Origin of the sequence: Acidovorax sp., assembly GCF_046339755.1 — a bacterium.
GTDB lineage: Bacteria > Pseudomonadota > Gammaproteobacteria > Burkholderiales > Burkholderiaceae_C > Acidovorax.
Genome location: NZ_JBKDTZ010000218.1, coordinates 21,936 through 33,737 on the forward strand (window position 1 = coordinate 21,936; position 11,802 = coordinate 33,737).

The window sequence follows — 11,802 nt, forward strand, 5'->3', positions numbered from 1 at the left end:
TACATGGACAGATCGCGCCACGCCCATTCCGGGCACCGAAACCTGGCCATGCAACGTTCACAAGGAGTCAATGATGCGCATCACTACACGAGGCCAGCTCGCCGTTTCGGCCATGACCGATCTCGCGCTGCGCCAACAAATGCGTCCTGTGGCACTGTCGACCATCAGTGCACGCCAGGGCACTTCGTTGTCCTACCTGGAGCAACTGTTCAGCGCGCTGCGGCGCGCCGGGCTGGTGGACAGCACGCGCGGCCCTGGCGGCGGCTACACGCTGGCGCGCCGCGCGGACCAGGTGTCCGTGGCCGACATCATCCTGGCGGTGGAAAACCTCAAGGGCGATGACACCCAGAGCCTGGCCCAGGGCCAGGCGGCGCAGATGAAGGCCATGACGGGCGAGCTGTGGATCACCTTCAACAGCCGGGTGATGGAGTACCTGCAGTCCGTGACCCTGGCGGAACTGGTGACGCAGGAGCTGGCCCGGGGCGTGGTCGTGGAGTCCGGCGAGCCCGCGCCGCAGCAGCGCGCCCGTGCCGTGCCCAGCGCCAAGCCCAAGCCACGCCTGGCAGGACTGGGTGTGCCCAACTCGGTGTTCGCACTGGGAAGCATGCCACTGATGCAGCGGCGCTGACGTGGGACAGGGGCGGCCAGGCCGCCCCGGTTGCCCGGTGCCTGGGGAGGTGGCGGCCTATGCCGCGTACACCTGCTCCATGGACTTGAAGCCCTTCATCTCGATCGGGTTGCCGCTCGGGTCGTAGAAGAACATCGTCCACTGCTCGCCGGGCTCGCCCTCGAAGCGCACCTGCGGCGCCAGGACGAACTGCGTGCCGGCCGCCTTCAGGCGCTCGGCCACGGCCTTCCAGGCGGGCAGTTCGAGGATGGCGCCGAAGTGCGGCATGGGCACCAGGTGCTCGCCCACATGGCCGGTGGCGGCGCTGGTGAACGGCGTGCCCAGGTGCAGCGAGATCTGGTGGCCGAAGAAGTCGAAATCGACCCAGGTGTCGGTGCTGCGGCCTTCGCGGCAACCCAGCACGCCGCCATAGAAGCGGCGGGCTGCGTCGAGGTCGGTGACGTTGAAGGCGAGATGGAAAAGGCTGTGCATCGGCGCAGGATAGCAGCCGATACGCACCCCCTTGGCGACGTCAGCCTTTCGGGCGGGCCAGCATTTCGGCGGTGTTCGTCTTGCGGTCGGCATTCACGCGCGCCACATGGGGGCGTTCGTTCATGCGGGTGAGGTACTCGCGCACCGGCAGGTCGGTAAGGAAGTCGCGGCCATAGATGATCTTGGTGGCCGAGGACACCAGCGGCAGGTGCACGATGGCCGCGCAGTCCGCTGCGGTGAAGCTGTCGCCACCGATGTAGGGGGCGAACTTCGTGAGCTGGGCGAAGGCTGCAATGTTCTTCGCCAGTTGCGCGCCGACCTTCTCGCGCGCCGCCTCGCTCACCGTGCCGCCGAAGAAGGCCTGCGGGTAGAGGTTGCGTGCCACCAGCTCCAGGTGCAGCTCCATGAAGGTGATCAGCTCGCGCACCTTGCCGGCGGCCAGCGGGTCGGCCGGAATCAGCGGGTGGTCGGGGTAGGCCGACTCGATGTAGTCGGCGATCACGGCCGACTCGCACAGCGTGCCGTTCGGCGTGCGCAGGTAGGGCACCTTGCCCAGCGGGCTGGCGCTGCGGTCGGTCTCCCCGATCCAGGCCAGCTCCTCCTCGAAGGGCACGCCCTTTTCGAGCAGCGCGAGCTTGACCTTGTTGTAGTAGTTGCTGGCTGAAAAGCCGCAGAGGGTGAGCATGGGGTAGTCTCCTTCCAGTGTCCTTTCTGTGGATATTAGGGGCGTGGCAGACTGCGCTGCGTCGCGCAGATGACGCAAGGCGCCATCCTGAGTGGGGTTGCGATCCCTGGTGCGCGGCCCTCTTTCCCGTTTTCAGGAGTTCTCCCCATGATGTTCCGTACAAGTACCCTTGCCGGCCTGGCACTGTCGACCCTTTTTGCAAGTGCTGCGTGGGCCCAGGCCCCCGCCGCAGTAAAGGTCGATGGCGCCTGGGCCCGCGCCAGCGTGCCCGGCCAGAAGGGCACCGGCGCCTTCATGACGCTCACCGCGCCGCAGGGTGCCCGCCTGGTGGCGGCCTCGTCCCCCGCCGCTGGCGTGACCGAGGTGCACGAGATGAAGCTCGACGGCGACGTGATGCGCATGCGTGCCGTGCCGGTGCTGGAACTGCCGGCCGGCAAGCCCGTGGAGCTCAAGCCTGGCGGCTACCACGTCATGCTGCTGGACCTCAAGGCGCCCCTGGCCAAGGACAGCACTGTGCCGCTCACCCTGACCTTCAAGGACGCCAAGGGCACGGAAAGCCGGCTAGAGCTGACCGTGCCCGTGGCCGCCACGGCACCGGGCGCCCCTGCGCATGGGCACAAACACTGAGGCGCGAGGACCCTGCCCGCCATCGCCAGCGGCCACCCATTGGGGTAAGCTGTCAGGAGAGATCCCCCACCCATCTTGCGGAGCGGCCATGAGCGACACATCCAATTTCGGTTTCGGCAAATTCGTCCCCGGTTTCGATTTCCTGCAGAGCCTGGCCAAGGGGGCGACCAACAGCATTCCGCAATTGCCCAACCTGTCCAACTGGGTGGCGCCGACCATCAGCGTCGAAGAGCTGGACAAGCGCATCGAGGAGCTCAAGGCCGTGCAGTTCTGGCTGGAGCAGAACTCGCGCGCACTGGCCGCCACCATCCAGGCGCTGGAGGTGCAGAAGATGACCCTGGCCACCTTGAAGGGCATGAACTTCAGCATGGGCGACGTGGCCAATGCCTTCAAGCTCAAGACGGCCGACACCGTGATGAGCGGTGTGCAGAAGGCCGCTGACACCGTGAGCGGTGCGGCCGAGGCCGTGGCCGGCGCCGCCGCCCGCGTCACGGGCCGCGCGAAGGAAGAGGAAGAACAGGACGACGATGCCGAGCCCGAGGAGGCACCTGCCAAGGCCGCGGCCCCCAAGGCGAAGAAGGGCGGCAAGGCCGCCGCTGCGGCGCCCGAGGCTTCGGTGGTCGACCCGCTGCAATGGTGGGGCGCACTCACCGGCCAGTTCCAGCAGATCGCCGCCAATGCCATGAAGGACGCTGCCAAGCAGACCGCCCTCGATACCACCAAGAACATGGCCACCGGCCTGGCCAAGGAGGCCATCAAGACGGCCACCGGCATGGCCAGCCAATTCGCCGCCAAGGGCATGAAAACCGTGTCGGGCACGCGCAAGCCCGCGGCCGCGAAGAAGGCCCCCACCGCCAAACCCGCCGCCAAGGCACACAAGACCACCCCGGCCGCGGCCAAGCGCGCGCCGCGCAAACGCACTGGTTGAAGCACCCCGGCCGGGTCTTGTGCCCCGGCCTGCGAGAACGCACCATGACACTCTTTCCCAGTGGCCACGCCACCCATCCCCAGTGGCGCATGGCGGCGGCATTGGTCCTGGCGCAACTGCGCGCGCAGATGGCGCTGCCCCAGTACGCGGGCAGCCCCACGCTGGGGCTGCTCTACATCACCGACCACTACGCCAGCGAGGCCCAGGCCCTGCTGGACTTCCTGGCCAGCGAACTGCCCGAGGTGACGGACTGGAGCGGCACCGTCGGGGTGGGGGTGTCCGCCAACAACGCCGAGTATTTCGACGAGCCCGCGCTGTCGGTGATGCTGCTCGACCTGCCGGCCGACCAGTACCGGGTGTTCTCGGGCGTGGCACCGCTGCAGCGCCACCCCGCCAGTGGCTTTGTCGCCCACACGGCCCTGGTGCACGCCGATGGGCATGTGCCCGAGCTCGCCGAGTTGCTGGACGAGATGGCCGCTCGCACCGAATCCGGCTACCTGTTCGGCGGCCTGAGCGCGAGCCGGGGCGCGGACGTGCAGTTCGCCATTGCCGGCGACGGCAACATGGCCGGACAGGGCGGCGCCAGCGGCGTCTTCGATGGCGGCCTGTCCGGCGTGGCCTTCGGCCGTGGCGTGGCCCTGGTTTCGCGCGTCACGCAGGGCTGCCAGCCCGTGGGGCCTCTGCGCAGCGTGACCGCTGCGCACGAGAACGTGGTGCTGCAGCTCGACGGCGAACCCGCGCTCGATGTGCTGCTCGACACGCTGGAGGTATCGCTCGACGGCGATCCGCAGCCCGCGCTGCGCAAGGTGCGCGCCACACTGGCCGGGCTGGTGGATGCCGGGGCGCAGCCCCGGGGCCTGCAGCGCACGGGCCATTTCGGCACCGACACGCGCGTGCGCCACATCGTGGGGCTCGACGGAGCGCGCCGCGGCGTGGCCCTCGCTGACAAGGTGGAGCCCGGCATGCACGTGGCGTTCTGCCAGCGCAACGCGGCGGCGGCGCGTGCCGACCTGATGCGCATCTGCGCCGAGATCCGCGAAGAGCTGGAACCCGAGGAACTGGAGCCCGCGCCGCTGGGGGCGGGCCATGCCGGAGCTGCGACAGCCCCTGCGCCCGGAACGGGCGCCCCAGGCCGGGCGGCGACGCTGCCCGGGCGGCGCATCCGCGGCGCCATCTACGTCAGCTGTTCAGGCCGTGGCGGCCCGCATTTCGGCGGCCCCAGTGCCGAACTGCAGATCGTGCGGCATGCGCTGGGCGACGTGCCGCTGGCCGGCTTTTTCGCGGGGGGCGAGATCGCCCACCACCACCTGTACGGCTACACCGGCGTGCTCACGGTCTTCACCTGACCGCGCGCAGGCAGGCGCGGCGGGCATGGCTGCTTCAACCGGCCGGCCCGTTGCTTTCCGTGGGCAGGCCATCGGCATCCCACTCCGGCAGGCCGCCGCGCAGCCAGTACACCGTCTTGTAGCCCTTGGAGGCAGCCACCTTGGCTGCCTTGTACGACTTCCAGCACTCGGCCCCGTTGCAGGCAAAGATCACGGGCCTGTTGCGGTCCACCTTTTCCAGCGCCTGGAAGTCGTCCTGCGCGGCGTTGAAGGCCACGTCCTTGAGGCTCTTTTCCCCGTAGGCGGCGAGCACGGCGCCACGGATGCGCTTGGTCTTGAATTCCTTCTCTGTGCGGGTGTCGACCACCACCGCGCCTTCGGCCTGCAGCTTTTGCGCCTCGCGTGCCGTGATGCGGCTCACCCCGGGCAGGCTGTTGGGCGTGAACAGGCCGAGTTCGGCCACGCGGCGGTACTCGCCCGCCTCGGGCTTGAGCGCCACGGTACCCAGGCCGGCAGCACTGGAGCCGTTGCCGAACCATTGCGCCAGGCGTGTCTTCACGTCGGCGGGCAGGTCTTTCTTCACGGCGATCGAAAAGCCGCCCGGAACGGGCTGCGAGGTGGCCAACACGCGTGCGTCGCCCTTGTGGGTGGCGGTCCATTCGGCCCATTCGTCGGCACGCACCACGGTGGCATCGGTCGTGCCCAGCACCAGGGCGCTCAGGCCCGCCTGCGGCAGCTTTTCGTGCTGCACGCCCTTGAGGTCCTGGAACGACAGGCCGGCCTCGTTGAGCATGCCCCGCGCCATGTAGGTGTAGATCGAGTCCTGCTGGGGCAGGTACAGACGGCGGCCCTTCATCGCCCCGACATTGGCTACCGAGCCCGCAGCCACGAGCACGTACTGCTCCGACTTCTGCGTGGCGCCCACCAGCTCGTAGCCGCGCTGCAGGGCCGAGGCGGCCACCTGGGCGGGGCCGATGAACACGTCGTAGCCCGCACTGCGCGTGGCCCGCATCACGTCGGCCAGGTCTTCGCTGGTGGCCACGGTGGCGGGCTGCCCGGCGGCCTTGGACAGGCCCGACTCGAAGCTGCTGCGCAGGATGGTGTTCGCCGCTTTCTTCGCGGTGGGCTCCACCGCGACGATCGCGGTGAGCTGCTGCGCCTGCACGATCGAAGAAGCGGCAAGGGCGCAAAACAAGGCAACGGTGGATGGCAGGAACGCAGGGCGGTACATGGCTTCTCCTCGTGGAGTCTGTGAACCCGTGTCAAATATGCACCAACGCGCTACGAAGGTCACGTTACCGGTGCGTCTGTTGCCATTTCTTACACGTGCCCTGCAAAACCCTGAGGGCAAATCAGGGCGCTCCCTCCAGAATCTGCAGAGGGCAGGCCCAGGTCATGCCCGCTTTTTCGCCAGTCCATCAACCCCCACCGGAGGAGAACGCGTCCATGTCCCATCCCGCTACCTTGCCCCGCCGCCAGATGCTTGCCGGCAGCGCCGCAGCGCTCAGTGCGTTGGGATTCGCTGCCCTGGGCAAGGGGGCGCATGCGCAGTCTGCGCCCGCACCGGCGGCCGCGGCGCCAGCGGCCAAGCCCCTGCCGTCCTATGTCGCCTGGAAGAATCCCGACGCGCTCATCGTGCACAGCAGCAGCACGCTGGAGACGCGGCGCTCGGTCTTCGGCACCAGCGTCGTCACGCCCGCGAGCCAGCTCTACATCCGCAACAACCTGCCTGCGCCGGATGCCGCTGTCGTGGCCGACCGTGACGGCTGGAGCGTGTCCATCGAAGGGGTGAAGAATCCGCGCGCGCTCACCGTGGCCGAACTCAAGACCCTTGGGTTGGAGACCGTGACCACCGTGCTGCAATGCTCGGGCAACGGGCGCGGCTTTTTCCCAAGCAAGCCCAGCGGCACGCCCTGGACCGTGGGCGCGGCCGGCTGCGTGGTGTGGAGCGGCGTGCCCTTGCGCAACGTGGTGGCCGCACTGGGCGGGCTGGCCAGCGGTGCGGCCTACCTCACGGGCACCGGCGGCGAGAAATTGCCCGAGGGCGTGGACCCGCTCACCGTGGTGGTCGAGCGCTCGGTGCCCGTCAAGGCACTGGACGATGCCATCCTGGCATGGGAGATGAATAGCGAGCCCATGCCGCTGGCGCATGGGGGCCCGCTGCGGCTCATCGTGCCGGGCTACCAGGGCGTGAACAACATCAAGTACGTCAAGCGCGTGGCCTTCGGTGCCGAGCAGTCGCAGGCGCGCATCATGTCGCACGGCTACCGCATGTCGCCCCCGGGCACCAAGGCTGGCCCGGACCAGCCCTCGGTCTGGGAGATGACGACGAAATCCTGGATCAACGGCCCGCTGCCCGAGCAAGGCACGCTCAAGGCCGGCCTGGTGCAGGTGCACGGCGTGGCCTTCGGCGGCACGCGCGGCATCAAGGGCGTGGACGTCTCGGTGGACGGCGGCAAGACCTGGCAGGCCGCGCAGCTCATCGGGCCCGACCTGGGCCGCTTTGCCTGGCGCCAGTTCGTGCTGCCGGTGCGCCTGGCGGCCGGCTCGCACGAGCTGCTCAGCCGTGCCACCGACACCGCCGGCAACGTGCAACCCGAGCAGCGCGAGGAAAACCTGGGTGGCTACAACAACGCGAGCTGGCGCGACCACGGCGTGACCGTGGTTGTCGCTTGAGGCGGTGCGCACCTTGCGCACCGCCGCCGCTGCCGGGCTGCTGGCGCTGGCCGCCTGCGGCGCCTGGGCCGCGGATGCCGGCGAACTAGCGCGCGGCAAGGAACTGTTCAGCAAGGTCCAGCCGGCCTGCGCCGTGTGCCACACGCTGCAGGCCGCAGGGGCCGAGGGGCAGATCGGCCCCGCACTGGACGAGCTCAAGCCCAATGCCGAGCGCGTGCTGCGCGCCCTGAAGGCGGGCATCGGCATCATGCCGTCCTACGCCGACAAGCTCAGCGACAAGGACATGCGGGCACTGGCCAGCTTTGTCGCTCAGGCCTCGGGCGCCGCGCCCTAGGCGCGTGCTCAGGCCTTCGACGCCGCAGGCAACAGGCCGGCCGTGCTGCGTTGGGGCATGCCCGTGAAGGCGAAGTCCAGCTCGGGCGCCAGCCCGCTCACGATGCGTGCCACCGACTTGCCCGAGCCGCAGGCATGCGTCCAGCCCAGCGTGCCATGGCCGGTGTTGAGGAACAGGTTGGCCAGTTTCGTCTTGCCGATCAGCGGCACATTGCTCGGCGTGGCCGGGCGCAGGCCGGTCCAGAACTGGGCCTGGCTGGCATCGCCGGCGCCCGGGAACAGCTGCTCCACGCGGCGCACGATGGCCTCGCAGCGCACCTGGTTCAGGTCGCGCTGGTAGCCATTGAGCTCGGCCGTGCCGGCGATGCGCAGGCGGTCGCCGCGCTCGCTGGTGTAGCGCGAGAAAACGAGCTTGTACTCGTCGTCCGTGAGGCTCACCTGGTGGGCCATGCTTGCATCCTTGACCGGCATGGTCACCGAATAGCCTTTGGCCGGGTAGATCGGCAGGCGGATGCCCAGCGGCTGCGCCAGCAGCGGGCTGAACGAGCCCATTGCGAGCACGAAGGCATCGCCGTGCACGCGCTCGAAGCGGCCTTCGGCGTTGCTCACTTCCACATGGTCGATGCGCCCGCCGGCCTCGCGCAGCGCTGTGATGTGGTGGCCCAGGCGGAACTGCACGCCCGCCGCCTCGCACAGGCGCGCCAGTTAGCGAGTGAAGGCATTGGCGTCGCCCGATTCGTCCTCTGCCGTGTAGGTGGCCCCCGCCAGTTGCGGGCGGATGTGGGCCAGTGCGGGTTCGATGCGCACGGCCTCGTCGGCGCTCACCACCTGGCGTTCGCACCCCAGGGCGCGCATCTGCTCGGCCGGCGCCAGGGCGCCGTCGAACTCCTTCTGGCTGGTGTAGAAGTGCAGGATGCCCTGCGTGCGCTGCTCGTAGGCGATGCCCGTGGCGGCGCGCAGTTGCTGCAGCGTGTCGCGGCTGTAGGTGCCCAGGCGCACGATCTGCTCGATGTTGTGGCGCGTGCGCGTCGGCGTGCAGTTGCGCAGGAAGGACAGGCCCCAGAGCCACTGGCGCATGTCGGCGCGCAGGCGGAACAGCAAGGGGGCATCTTCCTTGCCCAGCCACTGCAGCACTTTGAGCGGGGCGCTCGGGTTGGCCCACGGCTCGGCGTGGCTCACCGAGATCTGGCCGCCATTGGCAAAACTGGTTTCCGCACCGGGCGCACCCTGGCGGTCGATGACGGTCACCTCATGGCCGAGCTGTTGCAGAAAATAGGCCGAAGTCACGCCGAGCAGGCCGGCACCACGAACGATCACACGCATTTGAAAGCCTTTGAAAGGGCAATCACCGGGCGGCGGCGCGTGTGCAGCACGGCGCCGGAGCGCAATGTCCGGAGCACGCAGCAGGCACGACGCATGTCGCCCGGCTGCCGCTCCCCCTGTCCTTGGTACCTGAGAGATTCACCGCGGGCCCCTCATGGGCTGCGGCTTGCTCCTTCGGTGCGCTGCATGGTGCAGCGACTCTCCAGACGGCCTTGATGATGATGGATGGTGCAGTACGGGACCTGAGCGTGCATGGGAGTTTGCGCCTTCGGTGAGATGGCTGTCGCCACCTGCTCTCCTGCGGTGTCCATTCTAGGGCGCAGAAAGACGAACGCCGCAGCTAATGTGCGGCGTTCGTTGCTGATGCAAGGCCGGGCCGTGGCCCGGTCATGCGTCAGTTGCGGCGCGGGTTGTTGGGGTTGCTGTCATAGCGGTTGGGTACGCCATCGTTATCGCGGTCCCGGTCATGGCGGTTGGCAACGCCATCACCGTCCCGGTCCCAGCCGCCACGGCGCATTTCCCAGCGGCCTTCGCGTTCCACCCAGGTGGGCTGGCGGTAGGCATAGCCAGGGCGGGCCTTGACCCAGTGGCCTGCCACCCAGACGTGGCGGCCGCCACGCCAGTCCCAGTGGCCTTCTTCCCAGACCATGCCGCGGCGCGGGGCAGGCACCGCTTCACGGCGGGGTGGGGGTGGGGCGGGGATCACCTGGCCGGACTGGATCACCACCGTCTGTGCAACGGCCACAGGGGCAAAGCTGCCCAGGGCCAGCGTGCTGGCAATCAGGGCGGCGGCGGAAATGGTTTTGTAGGTCATGAGTGACTCCTTTTTCAATGTTGTGGTTTCGCCTCTGTATGGTGGCGAGGCCGGGGCGCGGGGTCTGTAGGCGCCGCGCCTCGCCGCCTGTAGGCGTGTGGGGCCGCTCTCGGCGGCCTCGGCCACCATCAGTTGCGATACGGGTTGTCCGGGCGGCGGTCGTGGCGGTTGGGCACGCCGTCACCATCGCGGTCCCAGCCGCCGGGGCGCATGTAGTGGCGGCCGCCACGCTCTTCCCAGCGCGGCTCGCGGTAGTAGTAGCCCGGACGGGCCTTCACCCAGTGGCCGCCGATCCATACATGGCGGCCACCACGCCACTCCCAGTGGCCGGGCACCCAGGCCATGCCGCGGCGGTGGGGCGGCACGGCCTCGTAGCGGGGCGGTGGGGGCGCGTGGTGGTATTGCACGGGCACGACCTGCAGAGGGGCGAGCGCAGGGCGTTGCACGGGGGTGTGGTACGAGGGGGCGCCGGTCTGGATGACGACGGTGGCACTGGGCGATGCCAGCGCCGGGGCAGCAGCGCCCAGCGACAGCAAGGCCAGGGAAGCGGCGGCGAGGGCCATACGGGCCATGAAGGTCTCCTTGCAAATGATTCCTTGCGGAACCGGAGCCTTGATCGTGGTCGCTTTGCGTCAAGCCGGTGTAGTGGCCGTGCGAAGAGTTGTAAGCGGGTGTTGCTGCGGGCCGGCCTGCGCACCCAAAGCGTGATTTATGTCACATCAGCGCACGAGCAAGGCCAGGGCCGGCGGCAGCACCAGCCAGAAGCCCGACACCGGCATCAGCACCACGCCGGCTGCCACCAGGGCCAGCAGGCACCAGCCCATGGGCCGCAGCGCTACGGCCGGCTGGCTGCGTTCGAGTGCCGTCACCTCCCAGGCCAACAGGGCCAGCACAGCGCCGAACAGCAGGAACCAGATGGCGTTGCCGATGTGTACATCGCCGGCCACGGCGTTGAACACGCCACGTTGCCACAGCAGTTGCCACTGCGGCGCGAACAGGATGGCGGCCACCACCGTGTGCAGCAGGGCCACGGCCAGCAGCCAGCGGCCTTTCCAGGGGCGGGTGGCCAGCAGGGCAAGGGAGGGAGGGAGGCAGGGTGTGCATGGAGTTCTCCTGGGAGGTGGGATGGGGGGTCAGCCGATCCAGTGCCCGGCCCGGGTGTGCACCTGGGCCCGGATCTCGGTCAGCAGGTGCATGAGCCCGAGCCAGGCGCGTTCGAACGCCGGCAGCTCCGGCGGCACGGCAGCCAGGTGCCGGGCCAGCACCTTCTGCTGCGCCGCCACCGGTGCGGGCGGCCGGCTCTTGCCGGCGAAGTCGAAGACCGGCTGCGTGAAGGGCTCGACCTGCCAGGCCTGCATGATCGAGAGGGCGGGCACCAGCTCGCTGGTGAAGGTGGCGAGGTCCATCGACGCACCGACCAGCCCCAGCGCGCCATAGGCCTGCAGCACGTCCTGGCTGCGCTCGGTCGATGCGGGCTGCAGCAGTGCCCGCCAGGCCTGCAACACCCCGCTGCGGAATGCGGGCGACAGCTCGCGCGTGCATCCGAAATCGAGCACGCCGAGCTGCCCGTCCGGCAGGAACAGGAAGTTGCCCGGGTGCAGGTCCGCATGCATGTGACCGAGGCCGAAGGTGCAGTGCATGAACCAGTCCCAGAGCAACTGGCCGGCCTGGTTGCGCGCGGCCTGCGGGGGCTCGCTGCGCAGCCATTCGCCCAGGTGCAGGCCCGGCAGGTACTGCTGGGTGAGCACCTGCGCACGGGTGTGCGAGGCGATGGGCCGCGGCAGCACGATGCCGGGCAGCGCCGCATGCTCGGCGAACCACTGCAGCTGGCGGGCTTCGTGCAGGTAGTCCACCTCGTGCCGCAGCGTGCGCTCGATTTCCTCCAGCACCCGCTCCACCACCACCGCGCCGGGCAGTGGCCGGGCGCTGTGCGCCAGGGCGCGCCGGCTGGGGCGCGCGGGCCGGCTGGCCGGGGCGCGGGGGGCGGCGAGG

The 11,802-nt window shown here is 69.2% G+C and carries 13 protein-coding genes, 1 pseudogene and 2 riboswitches; of the genes and pseudogenes, 6 read left to right on the forward strand and 8 right to left on the reverse strand.

What is annotated here, in order from left to right; genetic code table 11:
* The first annotated feature begins 73 nt into the window (after positions 1-73).
* Positions 74-628: an Rrf2 family transcriptional regulator gene (locus ACK59X_RS18350; RefSeq protein ID WP_409959498.1), complete on the forward strand. Its 555-nt coding sequence runs from the start codon at positions 74-76 to the stop codon at positions 626-628.
* A gap of 57 nt (positions 629-685) precedes the next feature.
* Here ACK59X_RS18350 and ACK59X_RS18355 read toward each other — a convergent pair whose 3' ends face one another.
* Entirely contained in the window at positions 686-1,099 is a 414-nt protein-coding gene (locus ACK59X_RS18355) for a VOC family protein (RefSeq protein WP_409959500.1), read from the reverse strand.
* A gap of 40 nt (positions 1,100-1,139) precedes the next feature.
* A complete protein-coding gene (locus ACK59X_RS18360) occupies positions 1,140-1,784 on the reverse strand; it encodes a glutathione S-transferase (protein ID WP_409959502.1) in 645 nt (214 codons plus the stop codon).
* A gap of 147 nt (positions 1,785-1,931) precedes the next feature.
* Between ACK59X_RS18360 and ACK59X_RS18365 the strand changes: the two genes are divergently transcribed.
* From ACK59X_RS18365 to ACK59X_RS18375, 3 genes are all read left to right on the forward strand, one after another.
* Entirely contained in the window at positions 1,932-2,411 is a 480-nt protein-coding gene (locus ACK59X_RS18365; protein WP_409959504.1) for a copper chaperone PCu(A)C, read from the forward strand.
* 88 nt (positions 2,412-2,499) lie between these two features.
* A complete protein-coding gene (locus tag ACK59X_RS18370) occupies positions 2,500-3,339 on the forward strand; it encodes a PhaM family polyhydroxyalkanoate granule multifunctional regulatory protein (protein ID WP_409959506.1) in 840 nt (279 codons plus the stop codon).
* A gap of 44 nt (positions 3,340-3,383) precedes the next feature.
* On the forward strand, positions 3,384-4,685 hold the full coding sequence (locus ACK59X_RS18375; RefSeq protein ID WP_409959508.1) for an FIST N-terminal domain-containing protein: 1,302 nt from the start codon (positions 3,384-3,386) through the stop codon (positions 4,683-4,685).
* Positions 4,686-4,719: 34 nt separating this feature from the next.
* Here the strand turns inward: ACK59X_RS18375 and ACK59X_RS18380 are convergent, their stop codons facing one another.
* Entirely contained in the window at positions 4,720-5,895 is a 1,176-nt protein-coding gene (locus tag ACK59X_RS18380; protein WP_409959510.1) for a rhodanese-like domain-containing protein, read from the reverse strand.
* Between the two features lie 215 nt (positions 5,896-6,110).
* On the opposite strand from ACK59X_RS18380, the gene ACK59X_RS18385 reads away from it, so the two are divergent.
* Both ACK59X_RS18385 and ACK59X_RS18390 read left to right on the forward strand, forming a co-directional pair.
* Positions 6,111-7,340: a sulfite oxidase gene (locus ACK59X_RS18385; protein WP_409959512.1), complete on the forward strand. Its 1,230-nt coding sequence runs from the start codon at positions 6,111-6,113 to the stop codon at positions 7,338-7,340.
* Positions 7,341-7,353: 13 nt separating this feature from the next.
* The gene (locus ACK59X_RS18390) at positions 7,354-7,674 is read left to right on the forward strand and encodes a c-type cytochrome (protein ID WP_409959514.1); all 321 of its coding nucleotides are present in this window, start codon (positions 7,354-7,356) and stop codon (positions 7,672-7,674) included.
* 8 nt (positions 7,675-7,682) lie between these two features.
* Here ACK59X_RS18390 and ACK59X_RS18395 read toward each other — a convergent pair.
* The 5 genes and pseudogenes from ACK59X_RS18395 to ACK59X_RS18415 form a co-directional block, all read right to left on the reverse strand.
* Positions 7,683-8,996 (reverse strand): annotated as a pseudogene (locus ACK59X_RS18395) (D-amino acid dehydrogenase).
* 106 nt (positions 8,997-9,102) lie between these two features.
* Positions 9,103-9,212, reverse strand: a riboswitch (glycine riboswitch).
* Between the two features lie 5 nt (positions 9,213-9,217).
* A riboswitch (glycine riboswitch) is annotated at positions 9,218-9,307 on the reverse strand.
* 83 nt (positions 9,308-9,390) lie between these two features.
* On the reverse strand, positions 9,391-9,810 hold the full coding sequence (locus tag ACK59X_RS18400) for a hypothetical protein (RefSeq protein ID WP_409959516.1): 420 nt from the start codon (positions 9,808-9,810) through the stop codon (positions 9,391-9,393).
* 128 nt (positions 9,811-9,938) lie between these two features.
* Positions 9,939-10,382: a YXWGXW repeat-containing protein gene (locus ACK59X_RS18405; RefSeq protein WP_409959518.1), complete on the reverse strand. Its 444-nt coding sequence runs from the start codon at positions 10,380-10,382 to the stop codon at positions 9,939-9,941.
* 147 nt (positions 10,383-10,529) lie between these two features.
* Complete coding sequence (locus ACK59X_RS18410) at positions 10,530-10,937, reverse strand: DUF6463 family protein (RefSeq protein ID WP_409959522.1); 408 nt, start codon at positions 10,935-10,937, stop codon at positions 10,530-10,532.
* Positions 10,938-10,943: 6 nt separating this feature from the next.
* On the reverse strand, positions 10,944-11,802 hold an 859-nt coding region (locus ACK59X_RS18415), incomplete at its 5' end, for an AarF/UbiB family protein (RefSeq protein ID WP_409959520.1).